This is a genomic window from Arthrobacter methylotrophus (assembly GCF_039539965.1).
Lineage (GTDB): Bacteria > Actinomycetota > Actinomycetes > Actinomycetales > Micrococcaceae > Arthrobacter > Arthrobacter methylotrophus.
In genome coordinates this window covers 3,782,657-3,805,868 of record NZ_BAABED010000001.1, presented here as the reverse complement: position 1 = coordinate 3,805,868, position 23,212 = coordinate 3,782,657, and the positions used below count along the sequence as shown (strand labels likewise).

Annotated in this window: 14 protein-coding genes, 1 tRNA gene, 3 rRNA genes and 1 pseudogene; 13 read left to right on the top strand and 6 right to left on the bottom strand. The window is 60.6% G+C overall.

The annotated features are described in order from the left end of the window. Position 1: 1 nt before the first annotated feature. From ABD884_RS19635 to rrf, 4 genes are all read left to right on the top strand, one after another. Positions 2-3,688, top strand: coding sequence for a 1,4-alpha-glucan branching enzyme (locus tag ABD884_RS19635; protein WP_345050174.1), 3,687 nt, complete (start codon positions 2-4; stop codon positions 3,686-3,688). Between the two features lie 485 nt (positions 3,689-4,173). After that, positions 4,174-5,698, top strand: a 16S ribosomal RNA gene (locus ABD884_RS19630). Positions 5,699-6,242: 544 nt separating this feature from the next. Then, positions 6,243-9,380 (top strand): 23S ribosomal RNA (locus ABD884_RS19625). A gap of 146 nt (positions 9,381-9,526) precedes the next feature. After that, a 5S ribosomal RNA gene (gene rrf, locus ABD884_RS19620) occupies positions 9,527-9,643 on the top strand. The 16S, 23S and 5S rRNA genes sit together here, the layout of an rRNA operon. A 173-nt stretch (positions 9,644-9,816) precedes the next feature. On the opposite strand, the gene ABD884_RS19615 is transcribed toward rrf, so the two are convergent. After that, entirely contained in the window at positions 9,817-10,173 is a 357-nt protein-coding gene (locus ABD884_RS19615) for a hypothetical protein (RefSeq protein ID WP_345050169.1), read from the bottom strand. Between ABD884_RS19615 and ABD884_RS19610 the strand changes: the two genes are divergently transcribed. The 4 genes and pseudogenes from ABD884_RS19610 (at position 10,172) to ABD884_RS19595 (ending at position 13,045) form a co-directional block, all read left to right on the top strand. Further along, complete coding sequence (locus ABD884_RS19610; RefSeq protein ID WP_345050165.1) at positions 10,172-10,666, top strand: SRPBCC family protein; 495 nt, start codon at positions 10,172-10,174, stop codon at positions 10,664-10,666. The genes ABD884_RS19615 and ABD884_RS19610 overlap by 2 nt on opposite strands. Further along, positions 10,635-11,108 (top strand): annotated as a pseudogene (locus ABD884_RS19605) (GNAT family N-acetyltransferase); the annotation flags it as partial. The gene ABD884_RS19610 and the pseudogene ABD884_RS19605, both read left to right, overlap by 32 nt. A 96-nt stretch (positions 11,109-11,204) precedes the next feature. Then, positions 11,205-12,563, top strand: a complete 1,359-nt coding sequence (locus tag ABD884_RS19600) for an FAD-binding oxidoreductase (protein WP_345055084.1) — start codon at positions 11,205-11,207, stop codon at positions 12,561-12,563. A 50-nt stretch (positions 12,564-12,613) separates the two neighbouring features. Next, positions 12,614-13,045, top strand: a complete 432-nt coding sequence (locus ABD884_RS19595) for an FCD domain-containing protein (RefSeq protein WP_345050160.1) — start codon at positions 12,614-12,616, stop codon at positions 13,043-13,045. A 6-nt stretch (positions 13,046-13,051) separates the two neighbouring features. Here ABD884_RS19595 and ABD884_RS19590 read toward each other — a convergent pair whose 3' ends face one another. From ABD884_RS19590 to ABD884_RS19575, 4 genes are all read right to left on the bottom strand, one after another. After that, entirely contained in the window at positions 13,052-14,461 is a 1,410-nt protein-coding gene (locus tag ABD884_RS19590; protein ID WP_345050157.1) for a DUF4032 domain-containing protein, read from the bottom strand. A gap of 142 nt (positions 14,462-14,603) precedes the next feature. Next, positions 14,604-15,686 (bottom strand): ABC transporter ATP-binding protein, encoded by a 1,083-nt coding sequence (locus ABD884_RS19585; RefSeq protein WP_028265995.1) that lies wholly within the window; start codon positions 15,684-15,686, stop codon positions 14,604-14,606. A gap of 195 nt (positions 15,687-15,881) precedes the next feature. Then, complete coding sequence (otsB, locus tag ABD884_RS19580; protein WP_345050147.1) at positions 15,882-16,703, bottom strand: trehalose-phosphatase; 822 nt, start codon at positions 16,701-16,703, stop codon at positions 15,882-15,884. Next, positions 16,693-18,183 carry an alpha,alpha-trehalose-phosphate synthase (UDP-forming) gene (locus ABD884_RS19575; RefSeq protein ID WP_345050140.1) on the bottom strand — a complete coding sequence of 497 codons (1,491 nt, stop codon included), beginning with the start codon at positions 18,181-18,183 and terminating at the stop codon, positions 16,693-16,695. The genes otsB and ABD884_RS19575 overlap by 11 nt, the downstream gene beginning before the upstream one ends. Before the next feature lie 179 nt (positions 18,184-18,362). Between ABD884_RS19575 and ABD884_RS19570 the strand changes: the two genes are divergently transcribed. The 5 genes from ABD884_RS19570 (at position 18,363) to ABD884_RS19550 (ending at position 22,240) form a co-directional block, all read left to right on the top strand. Then, the gene (locus ABD884_RS19570) at positions 18,363-19,241 is read left to right on the top strand and encodes a DsbA family protein (RefSeq protein ID WP_345050136.1); all 879 of its coding nucleotides are present in this window, start codon (positions 18,363-18,365) and stop codon (positions 19,239-19,241) included. A gap of 292 nt (positions 19,242-19,533) precedes the next feature. After that, positions 19,534-19,607, top strand: a tRNA-Thr gene (locus ABD884_RS19565). A 39-nt stretch (positions 19,608-19,646) separates the two neighbouring features. After that, positions 19,647-19,910: a hypothetical protein gene (locus tag ABD884_RS19560; RefSeq protein WP_345050130.1), complete on the top strand. Its 264-nt coding sequence runs from the start codon at positions 19,647-19,649 to the stop codon at positions 19,908-19,910. 547 nt (positions 19,911-20,457) lie between these two features. Then, complete coding sequence (locus ABD884_RS19555; protein WP_345050127.1) at positions 20,458-21,063, top strand: hypothetical protein; 606 nt, start codon at positions 20,458-20,460, stop codon at positions 21,061-21,063. Between the two features lie 10 nt (positions 21,064-21,073). Further along, entirely contained in the window at positions 21,074-22,240 is a 1,167-nt protein-coding gene (locus ABD884_RS19550; RefSeq protein WP_345050124.1) for a hypothetical protein, read from the top strand. A 106-nt stretch (positions 22,241-22,346) separates the two neighbouring features. On the opposite strand, the gene ABD884_RS19545 is transcribed toward ABD884_RS19550, so the two are convergent. Then, on the bottom strand, positions 22,347-23,150 hold the full coding sequence (locus ABD884_RS19545) for a hypothetical protein (protein WP_345050120.1): 804 nt from the start codon (positions 23,148-23,150) through the stop codon (positions 22,347-22,349). Positions 23,151-23,212 lie beyond the last annotated feature (62 nt).

Sequence of the window (23,212 nt, the reverse complement as noted above, 5' to 3'; positions counted from 1 at the left end):
TATGAGTCTCTTGGCGCCCGCCACGGTCCTGGCACCCCTACTCAACGAATGGCTGCCCCGGCAGCGCTGGTTTCCGGTCAAGGCGGGGTCATTCGACCTCGACTTCGTCGGCGCCTTCAGGCTTGCTGACCCCGCCGCGGGTGCAGGCTTGGAGGTCCGGCTACTGTCCATCCGTTACGCAACGGCCGACGGCGGGATGCAGACTGACATCATCCAGGTTCCGCTCAGTTACCGTTCCGCTCCGCTGCCGGCTTTGTCCGCTGCCCTAGTGGGCCAGATCAGCGGAACGGTCGACGGCGACGAGCCAGTCTGGGTCTACGACGCGCCCCACGATCCCGCCTTCGTGACTGCTTGGCTGGATCTCATCAGGGAGGAGGCCTCGGTGAAACCCGGAGAGGGGGAGTGCGCAGCGAGCGGCCATTCGGTGCCTGGCAGCCTGCGCCTGCCCACTGCCGATGGATCCGTGCGTGTCTCTTCCGGTGAGCAGTCCAACACTTCGGTGATCGTCGACGACGGCGTGTCCGCGGCGATCGTGAAGATCTTTCGTGTCCTGTCGATAGGCAAGAACCCGGAGGTCGAGGTCGGCGCCGCCTTGACCGCGGCAGGAACCCAGGAAGTGCCATCCACGCTCGGCTGGATTACCGGAACATGGGAAGTGCGGACACCTCTGGGCCGGCACGGTACGGCCTCCGCGGACCTCGCGGTGGCCCACGAGTTCCTCGCGGGCGGGCAGGACGCTTGGCGCCTCGCGGTCAACGCCGCCGCAACCGGCACGGACTTTAGGGCCGAGGCCCGGGAGATGGGCCGGGCGACAGCCACCGTGCACCTGCGTCTTGCGGAGAGCCTTGGGACTGCCGGGGAACGGGTTCCAGGCCAGGACATCGCGCCCGAAGTAGTCCGGCGCGTCCGCCAGTCGTGGGCTGAAGCGGGCACCGCCGTCGGGCCCCATGAGCAGCAGCTCGAGGCCCTCATGACTCAACTCGACGGCAAAGAGTCCGGGACACTGCAGCGCGTCCACGGCGACCTTCACCTGGGCCAGATCCTCTTGGTGCCCGGCGCCGCCGGAGAACCGGGCCGGTGGGCGATCCTGGACTTTGAGGGCGAGCCACTGAGGCCGATCGAACACCGTAACATCCCCGACGTTCCCTTGCGCGACGTCGTCGGAATGCTGAGGTCGTTCGACTATGCGGCCGGCGCGGCGGCCCGCGAGAATCCTGGCGCGGTGGTGCCCGACACATGGGTTGATGACTGCGCCGAAGCGTTCCTGGCCGGCTACGGCGACATCACACCTGGAACGATTGACCGCCGTTCACCGCTGTTTGTGGCATTGTGGCTGGACAAGGCCTTGTACGAGGTGATCTACGAGTTGCGGAACAGGCCGGATTGGTTGCCTATTCCGGTCAACGCCTCGCGGCAGCTCCTCGGCAATACGAGCCCCGGCACGGATGCCGCGGCGACATCGGAAGGTAAGGAAATGACAGGCTCAGCACGTACCGAACGGCCCCGGGTCCCGCTGTATGTGGACGCCGCCACCTTGGGCCGGGTGGCCGCTGGTGCGCACCACGCCCCGCACTCGGTGTTGGGCGCACACCTCGACGACCACGGCCACGTCACCATCCGAACGGTCAAGCATCTCGCGGCTTCGGCCACGGTGGTCACCGAAGCCGGTTCCACGCCGATGACCCACGAGAGCGACGGCGTTTGGGTGGCGGTCCTCGAGCCGGTGCAGCCCGGCCACGTGCCGGATTACCGCCTGGAGGTGGTGTACGGCGATTCCGATCCCGTGACCATCAATGATCCCTACCACTACCTCCCGACCGTCGGTGAAGTGGACCTGCACCTCATCGGCGAAGGCCGGCACGAACGGCTCTGGGACACGCTGGGCTCCCACGTCCAGCACTACCGCTCCCCGCTCGGCGATGTGGACGGTGTCTCTTTCGCCGTCTGGGCGCCTAACGCGCAGGCAGTCCGCGTCAAGGGCGACTTCAACTCCTGGGACGGGCGTGAACACGCTTTGCGCTCCCTCGGCTCCTCAGGAGTCTGGGAAGTCTTCATTCCGGGCGTTGTAGCAGGGGCGCGTTACAAATTCGAGTTGCTCACCAAGGCCGGACATTGGGTAGAGAAAGCGGACCCGCTTGCCTTCGGCACCGAAGTACCACCCTTGACCGCTTCACGCGTGGTGGAGTCCAGCTACCGATTCAAGGACGACGCCTGGATGACGGCGCGTGCCAACAAGGATCCGCACAACTCGCCCATGAGCGTGTATGAAGTCCACCTTGGTTCCTGGCGCCTTGGTCTCGGGTACAAAGAGTTGGCCAAGGACCTCGTGGAATACGTGAAGTGGCTTGGCTTCACCCATGTCGAGTTCATGCCGGTAGCCGAGCATCCCTTTGGTGGTTCATGGGGTTACCAGGTCACGTCCTATTTTGCTCCGACCTCCCGCTTCGGGCATCCGGATGAGTTCCGATTCCTGGTCGATTCGCTGCACCAGGCGGGCATCGGCGTCATTCTGGACTGGGTCCCCGCACACTTCCCGAAGGACGCGTGGGCACTTGCCCGCTTCGACGGCGAACCGCTGTACGAGCACTCCGATCCCCGGCTTGGCGAGCACCCGGACTGGGGCACGCTCATCTTCGACTTCGGACGCACCGAGGTGCGCAACTTCCTGGTCGCGAACGCCCTGTACTGGCTTGAGGAATTCCACATTGATGGGCTTCGGGTGGACGCTGTGGCGTCCATGCTCTACCGGGACTACTCACGCGAGGAAGGAGAATGGTTCCCCAACATCCACGGCGGACGGGAGAACCTGGAAGCCATTTCCTTCCTCCAAGAGGTCAACGCCACGATCTACAAGACCCACCCCGGCGCAGTGACCATTGCCGAGGAATCCACGGCGTTTCCCGGTGTTACCGCGCCGACCAATCATGGTGGCCTGGGATTCGGCCTCAAATGGAACATGGGCTGGATGCACGATTCCCTCAAATACATCTCCGAAAACCCGATCAACCGTCGCTGGCACCACGGTACGTTGACGTTCTCTATGGTCTACGCCTTCACGGAGAACTTCCTGCTGCCCGTCAGCCATGATGAGGTAGTGCATGGCAAGGGATCCATGCTGCGTAAGATGCCCGGTGATCGATGGCAACAGCTCGCGAACCTGAGGGCCTTCCTGGCGTACCAGTGGGCCCACCCGGGCAAGCAGCTCATCTTCATGGGCACCGAATTCGGCCAGGAAGCCGAATGGTCCGAGCAGCACGGCCTCGACTGGTTCCTTGCCGACATCCCCTCGCACCGGGGGCTGCAGCTGCTCACCCGCGAGTTGAACACTTTGTACAGCTCGACGCCGGCCTTGCACGTTCGAGACAACGAACCCGGCGGCTTCCAATGGATCAACGGTGCAGACGCAGATCGCAATGTGCTGACATTCATCCGGTGGGACCACGACGGCAATCCCTTGGTATGCGCCGTGAATTTCTCGGGCGGCCCGCACAAGGACTATGTGCTTGGTGTCCCATCTGCCGGGGCATGGCAGGAAGTGCTTAACACTGACGCCGAGGTGTACGGAGGCTCAGATGCGATCAACAGCGGTGAGCTGGTTGCTACCGCGCCTGGCGCGGAAGGACTGCCTGCGGCACTGACTGTCACCTTGCCGCCGCTCGGAGCGTCCTGGTTCACGCCCTTGGCCTAGTTACCGTTGCCTGGCTGAACTTGGGCCTGGAAGCCGCGCGTTTCCGGGCCCTAGCCTCTTGCGTTTAGAACCTCGCCCGGACGCAGGAGCTAGGGCGAGGAGCTTTTGCCTCCCCGGGGAAGTGGTGGTATAGTTAGTACCCGCGCTGCTCCCCAGTGGAGATCGGTGAAGTTGACTAAGTTCCTCGTGAATGTCAAGTCAAGAACGCCGATTTGACTAGGAGGTATGCAGCCGGTAACTTTGTGAAGTTGCTCCGGAGCGATCTTGGACCGTGTGGTTTGGGTGGTGTCGGGTGTGTCTGTTGTTTGAGAACTCAATAGTGTGCCAAGTTTGTTGATACCGATTTTTTATTGAATTGGTTGTTTTGGCTGGTCTTGTGTCACTTTTTGTGGTGTGGGGCTGGTTTTTACGGCTGGTTTCAAATTTTGTGCAGCCCTGTCGCCGTTATTTCCGGTGGTGGTGGTTGTGTCTGTTTTTGTTTTACTTCAACGGAGAGTTTGATCCTGGCTCAGGATGAACGCTGGCGGCGTGCTTAACACATGCAAGTCGAACGATGATCCTCAGCTTGCTGGGGGGATTAGTGGCGAACGGGTGAGTAACACGTGAGTAACCTGCCCTTGACTCTGGGATAAGCCTGGGAAACTGGGTCTAATACCGGATATGACCGATCGCCGCATGGTGTGTTGGTGGAAAGCTTTTGCGGTTTTGGATGGACTCGCGGCCTATCAGCTTGTTGGTGGGGTAATGGCCTACCAAGGCGACGACGGGTAGCCGGCCTGAGAGGGTGACCGGCCACACTGGGACTGAGACACGGCCCAGACTCCTACGGGAGGCAGCAGTGGGGAATATTGCACAATGGGCGAAAGCCTGATGCAGCGACGCCGCGTGAGGGATGACGGCCTTCGGGTTGTAAACCTCTTTCAGTAGGGAAGAAGCGAAAGTGACGGTACCTGCAGAAGAAGCGCCGGCTAACTACGTGCCAGCAGCCGCGGTAATACGTAGGGCGCAAGCGTTATCCGGAATTATTGGGCGTAAAGAGCTCGTAGGCGGTTTGTCGCGTCTGCTGTGAAAGACCGGGGCTCAACTCCGGTTCTGCAGTGGGTACGGGCAGACTAGAGTGATGTAGGGGAGACTGGAATTCCTGGTGTAGCGGTGAAATGCGCAGATATCAGGAGGAACACCGATGGCGAAGGCAGGTCTCTGGGCATTAACTGACGCTGAGGAGCGAAAGCATGGGGAGCGAACAGGATTAGATACCCTGGTAGTCCATGCCGTAAACGTTGGGCACTAGGTGTGGGGGACATTCCACGTTTTCCGCGCCGTAGCTAACGCATTAAGTGCCCCGCCTGGGGAGTACGGCCGCAAGGCTAAAACTCAAAGGAATTGACGGGGGCCCGCACAAGCGGCGGAGCATGCGGATTAATTCGATGCAACGCGAAGAACCTTACCAAGGCTTGACATGGACTAGTAAAGCGCAGAGATGCGTTCCCCTCTTGAGGCTGGTTCACAGGTGGTGCATGGTTGTCGTCAGCTCGTGTCGTGAGATGTTGGGTTAAGTCCCGCAACGAGCGCAACCCTCGTTCTATGTTGCCAGCGCGTGATGGCGGGGACTCATAGGAGACTGCCGGGGTCAACTCGGAGGAAGGTGGGGACGACGTCAAATCATCATGCCCCTTATGTCTTGGGCTTCACGCATGCTACAATGGCCGGTACAAAGGGTTGCGATACTGTGAGGTGGAGCTAATCCCAAAAAGCCGGTCTCAGTTCGGATTGGGGTCTGCAACTCGACCCCATGAAGTCGGAGTCGCTAGTAATCGCAGATCAGCAACGCTGCGGTGAATACGTTCCCGGGCCTTGTACACACCGCCCGTCAAGTCACGAAAGTTGGTAACACCCGAAGCCGGTGGCCTAACCCCTTGTGGGAGGGAGCTGTCGAAGGTGGGACCGGCGATTGGGACTAAGTCGTAACAAGGTAGCCGTACCGGAAGGTGCGGCTGGATCACCTCCTTTCTAAGGAGCACCATTATTGCCCCTGTGCTGTCTGCATGGATGGTTCGGGGGTGTGTGGAAGCAAAGCCCATTGCGCAGGCGTTCGTTCTGCGGTGGGTGCTCATGGGTGGAATTTCAGCAGATAGCGGCCGGTGTTTTTTCTGTGCTTAGTACGGTTGTCTCTCGTTTTGCGGGGGGTGGTCTGGAAGGGTGCGGGGAGGGTGTTGGTGTTCGTGTTTGGCACACTGTTGGGTCCTGAGGCAACAGGGTCGGGAGGGGTTGCGTGGCCTGTGAGGGTTGCGTGGTTTGTTCCGGGTTTGTTTGTTTCTGGTTTCCTGGCTGCATGGTTCGTGCGTGTGGTTTCCTGTTCCTGGTGTTTTTTGTGGGGGTGGGGGCTGGTGCGGGGTGTGTGGTACGGGGTTGTTGTTTGAGAACTACATAGTGGACGCGAGCATCTAGGCACGGGCGGGCTTTCGGGTTTGGTCCGTGTCTTACAGCAATTTCTTTTTTATGAACCCGGCCATTTTGGTGGTTTGGTTCTTTCGAGAGTTTTTGATCTTTGTGTGGTCAAGTTTTTAAGGGCACACGGTGGATGCCTTGGCATTAGGAGCCGAAGAAGGACGTAGGAATCTGCGATAAGCCTGGGGGAGTCGATAACCGGACTGTGATCCCAGGATGTCCGAATGGGGAAACCCCGCCAGGGGCGTTTAGGCGTGATCTGGTGACCCGCATCTGAACACATAGGGTGTGTGGAGGGAACGCGGGGAAGTGAAACATCTCAGTACCCGCAGGAAGAGAAAACAAGAGTGATTCCGTTAGTAGTGGCGAGCGAACGCGGATGAGGCCAAACCGTTCCATGTGTGATAGCCGGCGGGCGTTGCATGGGCGGGGTTGTGGGACTTTCCGTACTGGTTCTGCCGGACCGGTGGGGTGTGGGTGCAGGCATAGGTGAACGGTCTTGAAAGGCCGGCCGGAGAGGGTGTTAGCCCCGTAACCGTAATGTTGTGTACCGCCTGGAGAGGATCCCAAGTAGCACGGGGCCCGAGAAATCCCGTGTGAATCTGTCAGGACCACCTGATAAGCCTAAATACTTCCTAATGACCGATAGCGGACCAGTACCGTGAGGGAAAGGTGAAAAGTACCCCGGGAGGGGAGTGAAACAGTACCTGAAACCGTGTGCTTACAATCCGTCGGAGCAGCCTTGTAGTTGTGACGGCGTGCCTTTTGAAGAATGAGCCTGCGAGTTAGTGTTACGTCGCGAGGTTAACCCGTGTGGGGTAGCCGTAGCGAAAGCGAGTCTGAATAGGGCGAGTTAGTGGCGTGATCTAGACCCGAAGCGGAGTGATCTACCCATGGCCAGGTTGAAGCGACGGTAAGACGTCGTGGAGGACCGAACCCACTTCAGTTGAAAATGGAGGGGATGAGCTGTGGGTAGGGGTGAAAGGCCAATCAAACTCCGTGATAGCTGGTTCTCCCCGAAATGCATTTAGGTGCAGCGTTGCGTGTTTCTTGCCGGAGGTAGAGCTACTGGATGGCCGATGGGCCCTACAAGGTTACTGACGTCAGCCAAACTCCGAATGCCGGTAAGTGAGAGCGCAGCAGTGAGACTGTGGGGGATAAGCTTCATAGTCGAGAGGGAAACAGCCCAGACCACCAACTAAGGCCCCTAAGCGTGTGCTAAGTGGGAAAGGATGTGGAGTTGCGAAGACAACCAGGAGGTTGGCTTAGAAGCAGCCATCCTTGAAAGAGTGCGTAATAGCTCACTGGTCAAGTGATTCCGCGCCGACAATGTAGCGGGGCTCAAGTACACCGCCGAAGTTGTGGATTTCAGATAGTAGACAAGCCTTCGTGGTTCAGTCGTCTGGAGTGGTAGGGGAGCGTCGTGTGGGCGGTGAAGTCGCGGTGTAAACCAGCGGTGGAGCCTACACGAGTGAGAATGCAGGCATGAGTAGCGAAAGACGGGTGAGAAACCCGTCCGCCGAATGATCAAGGGTTCCAGGGTCAAGCTAATCTGCCCTGGGTAAGTCGGGACCTAAGGCGAGGCCGACAGGCGTAGTCGATGGACAACGGGTTGATATTCCCGTACCGGCGAAGGACCGCCCATGCCAAGCGGGGGATACTAACCGCCCGGAGCCTGCCCTATCACCCTTGTGGTGTGCGGGTTTTGGCCGAGCGCGGGATCTGATCCCGGGAGGTAAGCGTATTAACAGGTGTGACGCAGGAAGGTAGCCGGGCCGGGCGATGGTTGCCCCGGTCTAAGGATGTAGGGTCAGCGATAGGCAAATCCGTCGCTGTGTCTTTGATGACGTTCCTGAGATCTGATGGGACCCCCGTTCGGGGGGATCCGGTGATCCTATGCTGCCTAGAAAAGCATCGACGCGAGGTTCTAGTCGCCCGTACCCCAAACCGACACAGGTGATCAGGTAGAGAATACCAAGGCGATCGAGAGAATTATGGTTAAGGAACTCGGCAAAATGCCCCCGTAACTTCGGGAGAAGGGGGGCCCCTACCTTGAACACCACTTGCTGGTGGGAGGGGATCGGGGCCGCAGAGACCAGGGGGAAGCGACTGTTTACTAAAAACACAGGTCCGTGCGAAGTCGCAAGACGATGTATACGGACTGACTCCTGCCCGGTGCTGGAAGGTTAAGAGGACCGGTTAGCCGCAAGGCGAAGCTGAGAATTTAAGCCCCAGTAAACGGCGGTGGTAACTATAACCATCCTAAGGTAGCGAAATTCCTTGTCGGGTAAGTTCCGACCTGCACGAATGGAGTAACGACTTCCCCGCTGTCTCAACCATAAACTCGGCGAAATTGCAGTACGAGTAAAGATGCTCGTTACGCGCAGCAGGACGGAAAGACCCCGAGACCTTTACTATAGTTTGGTATTGGTGTTCGGAGTGGCTTGTGTAGGATAGGTGGGAGACGTTGAAGCCCGGACGCCAGTTCGGGTGGAGTCATCGTTGAAATACCACTCTGGTCACTTTGGACATCTAACTTCGGCCCGTGATCCGGGTCAGGGACAGTGCCTGATGGGTAGTTTAACTGGGGCGGTTGCCTCCTAAAAAGTAACGGAGGCGCCCAAAGGTTCCCTCAGCCTGGTTGGCAATCAGGTGTCGAGTGTAAGTGCACAAGGGAGCTTGACTGTGAGAGAGACATCTCAAGCAGGGACGAAAGTCGGGACTAGTGATCCGGCGGTACATTGTGGAATGGCCGTCGCTCAACGGATAAAAGGTACCTCGGGGATAACAGGCTGATCTTGCCCAAGAGTCCATATCGACGGCATGGTTTGGCACCTCGATGTCGGCTCGTCGCATCCTGGGGCTGGAGTAGGTCCCAAGGGTTGGGCTGTTCGCCCATTAAAGCGGTACGCGAGCTGGGTTTAGAACGTCGTGAGACAGTTCGGTCCCTATCCGCTGCGCGCGCAGGAAATTTGAGAAGGGCTGTCCTTAGTACGAGAGGACCGGGACGGACGAACCTCTGGTGTGTCAGTTGTACTGCCAAGTGCACCGCTGATTAGCTACGTTCGGATGGGATAACCGCTGAAAGCATCTAAGCGGGAAGCTCGCTTCAAGATGAGATTTCCAAACACCTCGTGTGTGAGAGGCCCCCAGCCAGACCACTGGGTTGATAGGCCGGATGTGGAAGACAGGACTAAAGACTGTTGAAGCTGACCGGTACTAATAGGCCGATAACTTACACCACACAACCATTACTGCTTGCGTCCACTATGTGGTTCCCGAACAACAAAACCCGTTGCTCCAGGAACCAAACAACTGAATAACAACACCACCATGTTGTAACCACAGTCTTCCCACCCCCCGCCAACACGGGGGGACGGGTAACAGGGTTACGGCGGTCATAGCGTGGGGGAAACGCCCGGTCCCATTCCGAACCCGGAAGCTAAGACCCACAGCGCCGATGGTACTGCACCCGGGAGGGTGTGGGAGAGTAGGACACCGCCGGACAACCATTAACGTTCAGGCCCCGACCACGATGTCGGGGCCTGAACCATTTAACCAACCACCCACCCATACACAAGTGAGCGGGCGCCCGGACAGAACCCGGCATACGTGAGCGGGCGTCCGGACAGAACCCCAAACCCTCCATCACATATCAGGCGCTTCCCCCAAACCCTCCATCACCAATCCACCAGTTGCCAGCACCCCCCGCTCACGTACATGTGAGCGGGCGTCCGGCCGGAACCGCGCATAAGTGAGCGGGCGTCCGGCCCGAACCGCGCATACGTGAGCGGGCGTCCGGCCCGAACCGCGCATACGTGAGCGGGCGTCCGGACAGAACGCGGCATATGTGAGCGGGCGTCCGGCCGGAACCGCGCATAAGTGAGCGGGCGTCCGGCCCGAACCGCGCATAAGTGAGCGGGCGTCCGGCCCGAACCGCGCATACGTGAGCGGGCGTCCGGCCCGAACCGCGCATAAGTGAGCGAGCGTCGGGACCGGCGGCGATTGCTTTGCTGGACGGTAAAGTTGGTGCACATGGAGAGCCTTTTCAGTCATCTTGCGCCGGATCCCGAACCTCAGCCAGAGGAGCCCGGTGAGCTGGACGCGGTAGTTTGCACCGTCGTCGTGCCTTCACCGGTGGCGCACGCCTTCATGGGCTTTACTGATCACCCGCATCTGTGGTGGCCTATGGAAGACCACAGCGTTTACGGGGCGGGCTCGCACGTTGAGTTCGAGGAGAACCTCATCCTGGAGACGGCTGACGACGGCCGTACGGCGGTATGGGCGACGATCGACGATTGGCAGCCACCGTTGTCGTTCCATGCGAGCTGGTATCCGGGTAGTACTGCGATGTGGTCCACCGAGGTTCGTGTGGCGTTCCGGGCTGTGGATGGCGGCACAGAGGTGCGCCTGGTCCACGACGGTTGGGAAGGCGCCGAAGAGCCAGCGAAAGCCCGGGCGGACTACGCGGCCGATTGGCCGGGAGTCCTGGAGCGCTATGCGCGGTTCATGGGCGGCGGAAGTGAATAGAATCCGCCGTCTCCAGGCGGATGATTGGCGGTTGCTTCGCGAGGTGCGGCTGGAAATGCTCTCGGACACCCCCATGGCCTACGTGGAGAGCCTGGCGGCCGCCCGTCGCCAGACCGACACGCAATGGCAGGAACGCGCAGCCACGATGTCGGGTGACTCGAGCATCACCTTGGTGGCCGACGACGGTACTGACGGTAGTCGAATTATTGGACTGATGCGCGTGGTCGTGAATCAGCCACAGGAGCCCTCCCAAGCGCTGCAAGCTATGCTCATCAGCGTTTACGTTGCACCCGAGTACCGGGGTTTGGGCTTGGCCGCGCGATTGCTTGATGAAGCGTGCGCCGTAGCAGGTGCTGAGCTTGGTGCCGCGGTGATCGAGCTGGGCGTCCACGAGGAAAATGCCCGTGCCAGGACCTTCTATTCCCGGCACGGTTTTGAAGACACTGGGGCCAGCCGGCCCTATCCGCAAGACAAAACCAAGCGGGAAGTCATCATGGCCCGCCGCCTTCAGCCAGAAACCAACAGCACCAGCGAATTCATGGCCGAGCTGGCCGCTGTGCTCACTCCGGGGCAAGTCGCGGTTGACGAACCCATGCGCACCGCCTATGCCACGGACCAGGGGCCCGTCCTGGACCCGCAGCTGCCCTTGGCTGTGGTGTTTGCCGAATCCGTTGAAGACGTCCAGCATGTGGTTCTTAGCTGCGCGAAGCACAAGGTGCCGATTGTTGCCCGCGGCGCTGGAACCGGTGTTTCCGGTGGCGCCCACGCCAGCGCGGGGTGCATCGTGCTCAGTTTGGAACGCATGAACCGCATTCTGCAGCTCAACGTGGACGACGAGACCGCCGTCGTCGAACCTGGCGTGGTGAACGCCGATCTGAACGCTGCGGTGGCCGAACATGGCCTGATGTATGCTCCGGACCCGGCGAGCTACAAGATGTCCACGATTGGTGGCAATGTGGCCACGAACGCCGGCGGCCTGCGTTGCGCCAAATATGGTGTGACGAGGGACTCGGTGCTGGCGCTCGACGTCGTCCTGGCCGACGGATCGCTCATCCACACCGGACACCAGACCTTCAAAGGCGTGGCAGGCTATGACCTCACAGCTCTTTTGGTGGGCTCCGAGGGCACGTTGGGGATCGTCGTGGGCGTGACGGTGCGCTTGCGTTATCTTCCCCGGGACGTACAGACCGTGGCGGCCTTCTATCCGGATTTCCGGGCGGCTGCCGCAGGCGTCCTGGCGGTTGGCAAAGCGCGCGTCCAACCTGCCATCATGGAAATGCTCGACGCCGGGACGCTCGCGCAACTCGACGAGCTGTATGGTTCCGATCTGGGTGAACGTGGGCAGGCCTTGCTGTTGATCCAGACGGACGGATTCGGGGCCGCGGCGGAGGCTGCGTTGGTCCGGGAAGTCCTGGTGGCCGGCGGTGCCACGATGATGGCGGAAGCAAATGCTGAAGCCGAGCGCCTGGTCGAGATGCGGCGTTCGAGCCGCGGCGACGAAGTAGACAACGAATACCGGGTGGGTGAGGACGTCGCCGTCCCGAGGTCCCGACTCGTGGACTATGTGGCTGCGCTCGAAGCCATGGCCGCGACCCACAACGTCCAGCTCAAGGTGGTGGCCCATGCCGGCGACGGCAATCTGCACCCAACCTTCTGGGTGGACCGTGTGGATATGGAGGTGGACGCGGACGCGATGGCCCGCCTGAACATGGCCTTGGACGACTCCATCGACGCTGCGCTGGAGATGGGTGGAACCATCACAGGCGAGCACGGGGTGGGGCAGTACAAGCTGCGATGGCTGGGCCTGGAGCAGCCCGGGCCCGTCCGCGAGTTGGAGCATCGCATCAAGGAGCTTTTCGACCCAGCCGGGATCTTCAACCCGGGTAAAGCCATTTAGGCTTCTGGTATTCCAAAAACGAGACAGTAAACTCACCGTTGCACTGATCCTTGTCTCGATCAACCTTCGTCCGAGCACCACGACAATCGCGGGCACCTTGGGACAGCTGCAGCAAGCCTTTGACGGAAGCCGGCGCCACGAACGAAAGCGATGGGAATGGAAGGGTGGCCGAAGCCGGCTTCGTTGAAACGTTCGCTGCGCGCATGGCGGCCGTCCGCGTCGCGGCGTTCCACGCCGAAATCGTCCGGCTTTCCGGAAACCGGCTCCTCATCGAATCAGTCAAGCCGCTGTTTGGCCGCATGCGCTGGATCTTCGGGCTGGCACATAACCGCAGCAACGAACTCCAGCCCGACGAGCACGCGGAACTGTGCAAAGCCATCCTTGGCGGCAAAGCCGAGCTCGTGGACACCTTGGCGTACTCGCATATTGAACTCGGACGCGAAACCGTGCTTACGGGACTCGCGGAGACGCTGGAGCCCTAAAGGGCGCTAGTCGTCCGAATCCGGGTATTCGTCCTGGTCGTACCGGGATTCTTCGGTTTCCACTTCCAGGATCTTCAGCATTGCCGTGTCCGGATTGAGCATGATGGCTGCCTCGTCACGACGGTGGCGCAGCACGGTGTCCAGGTAGGACTGCACCGCTTCCGCCAAGGGAATGTGGCGGTCCTGCTTCTGGCTCATATACCAGCGGTGCTCAAGGACTTCGTGGACCACTTCCGCCGGCTCAAGCTTTCCTGCAAGGTCCCGGGGGATGGACCGGACAATGGGCTCGAAGATTTGGCTGACCCAAGTGTGTGCATTGATCTCTTCGTCGAGGCCCGGGTTGTTGTCCGCCCGGAACGAATCCATGTCGTTGAGCAGCCGGCGGGCTTGGTTCTCTTGGGCGTCCAGACCTGTGAGGCGAAGCAACCGACGCTGGTGGTGGCCGGCGTCGACCACCTTGGGCTGAAGCTGGATGGTGGAGCCGTCAGCGGTGGTCTTGATGGCATATTCCTCGACGTCGAAGCCGAGTTCGTTGAGGCGGCGGATGCGCGCGCCCACACGCCACCGTTCGCCCAGCTCGAACGACTCCTTTTCGGTGAGTTCGGCCCACAGCCGATGGTACGAGTCCATAATGAGCTCCGACGTAGCTACCGGGTCCACCTTCTCTTCGATTAGGCCGCCTTCAAGCAAGTCCATGAGTTCTCCGGCGATGTTGACCCGGGCGATCTCGAGATCGTATTCGCGCTGGCCCACGGAAAGATCGGGGTACAGCTCACCCGTCTCGGCGTCCACCAAGTATGCGGCGAAGGCCCCGGCGTCGCGGCGGAAAAGGGTATTCGACAACGAAACGTCGCCCCAGTAGAAACCGATCAGGTGCAGGCGAACCAGTAGCAGGGCTTGGGCGTCAATGAGCCTTGTCAGGGTGTCCCGGCGCAGCATCTGTGAGAAGAGCGCACGGTACGGCATGGAGAATTTGAGGTGCCGGGTGACCAGCACGGGGTTCAGTGGCTTGCCGTCAACGGTGGTGCGGCCGGTGATGACCGCCACGGGCTCGACGCAGGGTACATCCATCCGGGCCAGCTTGCGGAGCATGTGGTATTCGTGCCGGGCAACGTGCTCGGACGTTTCCTTGATGGCGATGACGGAACCGGCCAGGTGCGCGAAACGCACGATGTGCCTGGAAATGCCGCGGGGCAGGGCAGCCAGGTTCGCGGCTGGCCAGTCCTCGAGTGCGATGTGCCACGGCAGATCCAGGAGTTCCGGATCCGCGGCCGCGGCCGTGATGTTGAGTGAACCGATGACGCTCGCGGGCGGGGCGGTGTCATTGGCGCTGGCGGACTCGGTACGCGGAAGTTTACCGATCTGCGTGTAGTCGGTGGGTTCGTCATGCCACTTGGCACCGCTTTGCTCGGTCATGGGTCAATTCTTCCGTATGGAGATGGGGTTAACGACGACGGCGGCCCGTCCACTGGGATGGGCCGCCGTCGCTTCAATATTAGGGCCCACGCCGGCAGGGTTCCCTGGCCGAAGCGGAGCGAGGTTAGGGTGCCGGTGGGGACTAGTCGCCCAGGCGCAGGCCCGTCTTGGTGTCGAACAGGTGCACATGGCCCGACTGCGGACGAACGAAGATGGACTCGCCCTTCATCGGAGGACGGCGGCCGTCGACGCGGGCCACGATGTCGTGGCTCTTGCCATCAAGCGTGGTGTGGCCGTAGACGTAGGCGTCGGCGCCGAGCTCTTCGACGACGTCAACCTCAACTTCGAGGCCTTCGCCGGCACCGACAGTCTCGAGGTCTTCCGGACGGGAACCGAGCGTGACGGTCTTGCCCGTGGCGTCCTCGAGGACGTCGTGCTGGACCGGGTACACCGTGCCGCCGAACTGGACGCCGCCGTCGACGACGGGCAGTTCCAGCAGGTTCATAGCGGGGGAGCCGATGAAGCCGGCGACGAAGACGTTCTTCGGGCGGTCGTACAGGTTGCGGGGGGTGTCCACCTGCTGCAGCAGGCCGTCCTTGAGGACGGCAACGCGGTCACCCATGGTCATGGCCTCGACCTGGTCGTGCGTCACGTAGACCGTGGTGACGCCGAGGCGGCGGGTCAGGGATGCGATCTGGGTACGCGTCTGGACGCGGAGCTTGGCGTCCAAATTGGAAAGCGGCTCATCCATGAGGAAGACCTGCGGGTTACGGACGATTGCCCGGCCCATGGCAACACGCTGACGCTGACCACCGGAGAGTGCCTTCGGCTTGCGGTCCAGGTACTGCTCGAGGTCAAGAAGCTTGGCGGCTTCGCGGACACGCTCGGCGCGCTCTTCCTTGGAGACGCCGGCGATCTTGAGTGCGAAGCCCATGTTGTCCGCGACCGTCATATGCGGGTACAGGGCGTAGTTCTGGAAGACCATGGCGATGTCGCGGTCCTTCGGCGGGACGTCCGTGACGTCGCGGTCACCGATCAGAATGCGGCCGGAGTTCACATCCTCAAGACCTGCAAGCATGCGCAGGGAGGTGGACTTACCGCAACCGGAGGGTCCAACGAGGACCAGGAATTCGCCATCGGCGATGTCGATGTTGAGCTTATCGACGGCGGGCTTATCTGTGCCCGGGTACAGACGCGTAGCGTTATCAAAAGTAACTGTTGCCACAGTTATCAATCCCTTCACCGGCAGGTACGTGCCGGACGATCCGTAGTGAATGGTTCATGTTTATTCAGTTGGACCCCCTGCCCTGAGCCGGAGCCCAGGCAGGCGAGTTCGCGTGACGCCGCACGGTAACTGTGCGCCACATCACAACCAAGAGTATGGCAGTAGTTTCCGGTATTCGCGCAAATGTTACGCATGTCACATGTGAGATGTGTCTCCCGCGACTTCGCGACGCCGCTCGCGAAGGACCGTTTCCAGCAGTTCCGCAACGTAGAGAGGGGCTTCCACGCGGAATTCGGCCTGGGTGAAATCAAGCCCGACCTTCACCCCCACGTCCCCGGGACCCAACCTGGCAATCGCGTCTTCATCCGTCACATCGTCGCCCGCAAACAGAATCCCGGTAGCTGCAGTCGCCTGGCGCAGGAAGTCCACGGCCTCGCCTTTTGACGAATGCACAACAGACGTCTCAAAAACGCGCTTACCGTTCTTGAGGAAGACTCCCGGCCGGCCTTCAAGGACCGTCCGGGCTGCGGCGACGGCGTCCTCCGCTACATCATCCGCGGCTAGTCGCGTATGGAGTACGACGCCGGCCGGCTTGTCTTCGAGGACCGTACCCGGAGCTTCCTCCGAGATTCCGGCCAGGACCCCGCGGACTTCGGCGAGGAGCTCCCGTTGGGCGTCGTCGAGTCGGAGCTTCGCCGAACCGGGACCCATCCAGGCCTCAGCGCCGTGGCTGCCGATCAGCAGCGTGTCCTCAGACGGCGAGGCGACCGCGCGCAGACTGGCCAATGCCCGCCCCGAGATGAGCGCCGTCGTCGTCCTCGGAAGTTTGGCGAGTTCAGCAAGAGCGGCGGCTGAGCGCTGGAGCGGCCGGGCGTCGTCGGCGTGGTCCACCAGAGGCGAGATGGTTCCGTCAAAATCCATCGCCACCAAGAGATGATCAGTTCCCGCGATCCGCCGGACGGCGTCGAGCAGCTCCGGCGAGAGGCTCAGCGGGGGAGTGGCTGGTTCAGGAGTCATCGCGCACCACAGTTTCTGCCAAGGCCGAGAGGAAGTCAGCGGACCAATGATCGACGTCATGATCGAGGATTTGCTTGCGCATGGACCTCATCCGGCGGCGGGATTCGTTCGGAGACAGGTTCACTGCCCTCATGATGGTGCTCTTGAGTCCGTCGATGTCGTGCGGATTCATGAGGAGCGCCTGCTTGAGTTGATCGGCCGCGCCCGTGAACTCACTAAGGACCAGGGCGCCTGTGTTGTCGGTCCGGGCGGTGACATACTCCTTGGCCACCAGGTTCATGCCGTCGCGCAATGCCGTCACCAGCATGACGTCGGCCGCAAGGTAGAGGGCCACCATCTCCTCAACCGGGTAGCTGTGGTGGAGGTAACGCACCGCGGTGTTCTGCATCGTGTCGTAGGTGCCGTTGATGTGGCCCACCGTGCCTTCAATTTCCTCACGGAGCAGCCGGTACTGCCGCACACGCTCGCGACTGGGGCTCGCCACCTGAATCAGGGTGGCATCCTCCACCGTGAGCCGGCCTTCCTTGAGGAGCTCCTCAAAGGCCTTCAAGCGGTGGGGGATGCCCTTGGTGTAGTCCAGCCGGTCCACGCCCAGGAGAATGGTTTTGGGGTTGCCGAGATCTTGGCGGATCTGGCGGGCGCGTTCGATGATGTCCGGACGCTCGGCGAGTCCGCTGATCTGATCCACGGCGATGGAGATCGGGAAGGACTGGGCACGGGCATAGTGGGTGATCCGGCCGTCCGGCCCCTTGACGTGAATCTGCTGCTGCTTGACGCTGGCGCCGAGGAAGCGCCGTGCCGAGCGCATGAAGTTCGCCGCGTCACTGGGGCGCTGGAAGCCCACCAAGTCAGCGCCGAGCAAGCCTTCGATGATGGCCTGGCGCCACGGCAGCTGGGCAAAGATCTCCGGCGGCGGAAACGGAATATGGTTGAAGAATCCGATCCTCAGATCCGGGCGCGCCTGACGGAGCATGCTGGGCACGAGCTGGAGCTGGTAGTCCTGCACCCACACGGTGGCTCCGTGGGCCGCATGCTCAACGACGGCGTCGGCGAACCGCCGGTTGACCCGGCGATAACTATCCCACCAGGTGCGGTGGAATTCAGGTGGGGCAATGACGTCGTGGTAAAGCGGCCAGAGAGTCGCGTTGGAAAAGCCTTCGTAATACAGCTCAACATCGGTGGTACTGAGTTCCACGGGAACCAGGTCCATGCCGTCATGGCTGAAGGGCTCCAAAGCCTCGTCCGGGGCGCCGTGCCAGCCCACCCACGCGCCGTCGGTCTTGGTCATCATCGGTGCGAGGGCCGTCACCAGGCCCCCGGGAGAACGACGCCAACCGTCCTCACTGTTTTCCCCGTCCTCGGAGGGGTAGCGGTCCACCGGAAGGCGGTTGGACACCACCATGAAATCGTGTTTCCGGGCCTGTGGAGCCTGTTTGCCCTCGGACGCGGTGTCGATTATTTCGCTTGCCGGTTCTTGCATTGCTGCCCCCTGGGGTTACTTGTGACTCACCTTCCACCCTACCGGCGGGAATCATCAAGGACACTTGCTAGTTCCTCCGGCTGGAGTCGGCGACCGCAGCCCGTCTTGTCGGTCTTCTCCCGTAAACTGGCCTGGTTGCCATAGCTAGACCTACGCCGCCGATTAAGCACGAGGAACTGATGAGCCCCGCAAACGAACCACGCCTGTCCAAGGCAGAACGCACCGCCCAGGCCCGCGAAAAGGCCCGCGCGATCCGTGAAGCTCAGCTGAAGAAAGACAAGCGCAATAAGCTGCTCATCGGCTGGGGCATTGTGGTTGCCGTCGTGGCCATCCTCGCCGTCATTGCCCTGGTGGTCACCCAGAACATCGCGAACAACGCTCCGATTGCGGACCAGGGTCCGACGCCGGCCAACGCCAACGTGCACGGCGGCGTGACGCTGCTGAAGGGCACCGACGTGACGAAGTCGGCCGCTGCCACCGTTAGCCTGGCGTCCCTGCCGTCAGCCCCGGCCACGGCGCCCGCCGTCGTGACCGCCCCCGGCGCTGAAGCTGAGTCCGGAAAGCCGGTCAAGGTTGTGGCCTACATCGACTTCATCTGCCCCATTTGCAAGAACTTCGAGACCACCTACAACACTCAGTTAACACAGCTGCGCAACGACGGCAAGATCACCTTGGAGTACCGTCCGATCGGCTTCCTGGACGCCAGCTCCACCACCAACTACTCCTCGCGTGCCGCCAACGCCGCAGCGTGCGTGGCCAACACGTCGCCGGACAAGTACTCGGCACTCATCGACATGTTGTACGCACGCCAGCCTGCTGAGGGCAGTGCAGGTATTTCGGACAACGACCTCAAGAAATTGGCCACCGATGCGGGATCAGCGAACATCGACTCTTGCATCGACAACAAGACGTACAGACCATTCGTCAAGGTGGTCACCAAGGAGGCCTCGATTATCGGAGTCACAGGTACGCCCTCGGTCTTCGTCGACGGCCAGCAGTGGGACAACAAGACGGACTTCACGACAGTCCTGAACGCAGCTATCGCCGCGAAGAAGTAGTTCTCACTTAGGGATTTCCCCCCGGTGGCGGAGGATGCCTGCCGTCGCATGACGGCAGTGCCGCTCCGCCGGGTGGGCTGGGGTGTTTGGGGTGGTGCCGGGGTGTTGGGTGGTTGCCCGCTGGCCGTGGGAGTTGGGTGGTGCCGCGCCGACTGGCGGTGTTAGATGGGCGCCGCGCCGACTGGCGCCCGCGGAATTTCCGTGGGCGGGAGGTCTTGGGCTACCCTTATCTAGCGCTCGCGCGCACCAGCTCCGGTCCGCCGGGGCACCTAGCTCCGGTCCGCCGGGGCGCGCCTCCTTAGCTCAGTTGGCCAGAGCACCGCTCTTGTAAAGCGGGGGTCGTCGGTTCGAATCCGACAGGGGGCTCTTAGTTTGGCTCTGACCTGCGGTTTTAGTCAGGAGCCCATGACGCGCAGGACCAGATTCTATGTAGGACTCGGCAGGTTTTCGTCGGTTCTAATGCGTCCGCAGTGGCCGCAGAGGGCCCTGACCTGCGGTTTCAGTCACTTGGACGCCGCGCCCGAGTTGTCGATTGCCGCAAACTTCCGGCTCGGATCTTCGGTTCGAATGCTCCTGCCGACCAAATTGGGTTCTGACCTGCACGGTTACTTTCGAACACCGCTTGGAAGAAGCCCATTCCAGTCAGGGCTCACCATTAACTCACCTTAATCAGCGTCGCCGGACAGTTGTTAGCACGGTAAAGGCGAACCTGAACTACTTCAGGACCCGGCCGGTCGGCAGCATGTGGCCACGGGCGAAATCGGGTTGTGGCTCAAAGGTTGCCTGAGGCAGCCAGGTTGGACAAAGCGTCCACCTATCAGCGCGGTGCTCTCAGATTTGTACCAGCAGGGTTCAACGTAGGCCCTCCGTTTCCGCGACCTTCTCTCAGATTGAGATCTGAGACTCTTCAGCAGAGGAGTGCATGAAACACCTTCTGGATGCTAATCTAACCGTTTAAGTGATTGCCTGACGTCAGGTTGGGATGTGCCCCAACCTGAGCGATATCCTGGGCTCCTTCCGCTAGCGCGAATAGTTGGGTATCGAATATGTAGGCGTATCCGTAGGGTCTGCGGGTACGCCTGTCGTTTCAAACGTCCACCAACACTCGTCTGCTGGCGCACCTGCAGGCGCCCATGGTCTCTTGTCAGCCGGTAGACACACGGCATGGTCGGCACTCAAAGAGCCTTCGACTGCCCAGCGTTGGTAGGGTCGGGACATGAACGGTTGGGAATTTGTTGCAAGCTTGGCCTCATCGCTTTCTTGGCCCATCGTTATCGTCGTCATCATGTTCATGTTCAACAACCAGTTAAAAAGCCTGCTGGGAAACATTGCCGGACGGATTCCAACGGTCTCAGAGATCACTGGCCCGGGAAACTTTGCTTTGAAATTTGAGCAAGAGCTAAAGGAAGTGAAGGATGACCTTCCGCCTGAAGCTCAGAAGGCCTCCAACAACGAGGGGCACGGAGATGCAGGCGGCGATGATCCGGGGGCAGCCGTTTCCTTCCTGGCGAGGATAGACGCGTTGGCAGAAATCTCACCGCGGGCAGCAATCCTCGAAGCGTACCTGAGAGTGGAAACAGCGGCGGCAAAGGTAGTCGCTCAATATGCACCTCATGTAAGGCGAGGCTCCATTCCCCGCATGCTCGAGCGTGTGGAGGCGGTTCCTCTGTATCTTGTAGCAGCAGCGGGCGGCCTGAGCCGGCTCCGCACTGAGGCTGCTCACGCAGAGGAGTTCTCCATCCCAGTCGAAACTGTTCGAGAATACGCCGCTACGGCCTTGGACGTCAGTTGCGGCTTGGATGAGATGCTGGCACGGGCCTAGATGGATTCTGTTGGACGCTAATTCCAGCGCCGAATTTGATCCGCGGGTTCAGATTGTTGATGCGGCGACAGGGAGCGCTCGACCGGTCGAAGCTGACAAAGTGCAGGGGCTCGACGAATTCATCCATGCATGGGAACCGCAGGTAGATACTCCATCTCCACTCAGCTTCGAAGGGTGGCAGATGACTGACGACGACCACCCAAAGGGTGGTGGCAAGCCCGCATATCGGCTAGTCCACAAGACAATTCGGACAGTCGTGGCGCCATCTCTCAGCGTTGACATGGACACTTTGCGCCTCACCTTCGGAAATGGGGCGGTAACGCTCGGAGAACCAATATTTGAAGGAGCCCTTTCATCCAGGCGTCCTGGTCATTTTCTACTGCCCGAATGGGGGTCAATCGAGCACGAAGGTGGCTTTTTTCGTTACCAGTTCAAACCAAACGTAGGGATACACGTTCGGGCGCATCAAACAGACACCCCAGTAGGGAATTACGTAGAAATTCTCTACGCCATCGGTGAGAGCAGCGACAGCAGTTATGAGGGAATGGTGGCCGCCGGACGTGCCGGCGTAGCGCCGCTCTTGGTTATGCTGGATCTGATGTTCGGGGAGCGCATGCTCGGACCCCTCATTACAGAAGAAGTCGGCGAGGTCTTCGAGGACTGGCACTGGAACCGCATGTTAGGCGGTCGCACCGTCGCCTTAGAATCACAGGCGCGGCCAAACCTTCTTCCCGCCCAGGAAGTTTGGGGGCCGTTTGAACCCAAGATATCTGCGTACCTGGAACTTGATGACGCAAGTCGCCAGAGACTGAAGATTGCCGGACAGTGGTACTGGATAGCCGAATCGCAAGCAGATCGGGTGATGGGCTTCATCTCGTACTGGCTGGTCCTTGAATCACTTGAACTTGGCGAGAATGCGAACATTGCACCCCTGCGGCGTAGGTTGGCGGCAATACTTGATGTGGATGAACACCTGGTCAAGGAACCTGTTGGTCGGTTAAATGGCATCCGAAGTGGCCTCGTTCACGGGTCGGTTCGCTCCGTTGATGAGATGCAACTCGGCCGCGTTCGCACGCTGGCCACCGCAGTTCTCAGACACCACACCCTCGGTGGTTTGGCTGCTACCGATATCGAACAGCTCCGAGACGCGCTATTCCAGGGTCCCGACCACAGTTAAAACAAAAGCAGCATTCTGCACGGTCATCGGCTATCGAGGGCCTTGGAACGCTCACTGCGAAGGCCTGTCACTGCGAAGGCCACGAAGGCTGGCGTCGGAGAAGTCGTTAAGGGAGGTTCGCCCATTCAGGTTCCGGAGCCGGATGCTGAAGCGTGGGCCACTCGCCTTTGGCAATGTACCCGAAGGCTCGGTTGGTCTCGTGGAACAGCCACCGTTGCAGGTGTCCGAGGGACGTCATGCGGTTCTCGAAGTAGACCATTGGAGCCGGGCCAACCTGCCATAAGGCGGGCAGAGCCCCCTGAGGCAGGGGAGGGTTCATGCCGAACTGCATCCATGGCTCCTGCCACAAAGATTCGTCTTTTCCCGGTAGCGGATGGAGGCGGGGCGGATCGAGCCTCCCGGGAAGGATTATCAACCCCACGGTTGAACGGTGCTTGTCCATGTTGTCCAGTGCGGTGAGCAAAGATAATGCGTGCTTGGTAGGCGCAGCTGAGTGCCATGGCTGGACGTCTCGAATCCGCTCCAATAGCGTAGAAGGGATTGATCCGAGGTGCTCAGTTTTTTCCGCCCAATTCTCCTCGTTCTCCACAACGGGGAAGTACACCTTCCTGGGTTTCGCGGGAAAGCCACCGTCGATGTGGCACAGCTCGTACGCTAGTAAGTCCAAGGCGGCGCGAAGATTGTGGACTCCGTCGCCAAAACGGCCGCTCCACGCTAGGAGCGGAACAACAGGCGTTTCTGGACGGAAGAGTTCATACAAATCCGGGCCTAGAGCCCGGGCAGGAGCTAGCAGCGGGTTGTAATCGCCCCATTCGATAATCTCCCGTTCGAGAGCTTCGAAGTGTTTGCCTGCGTTGATGAGTTTCGTATAAGCCGGGCTGTCGTACTGCCTCGTGAAGTGTTCGACCACGCCCTGAGTGTAGCGGGAAGCTATGGTCTTGGCGTTTACTCAGGCCCTTGAACCCGCGCGAG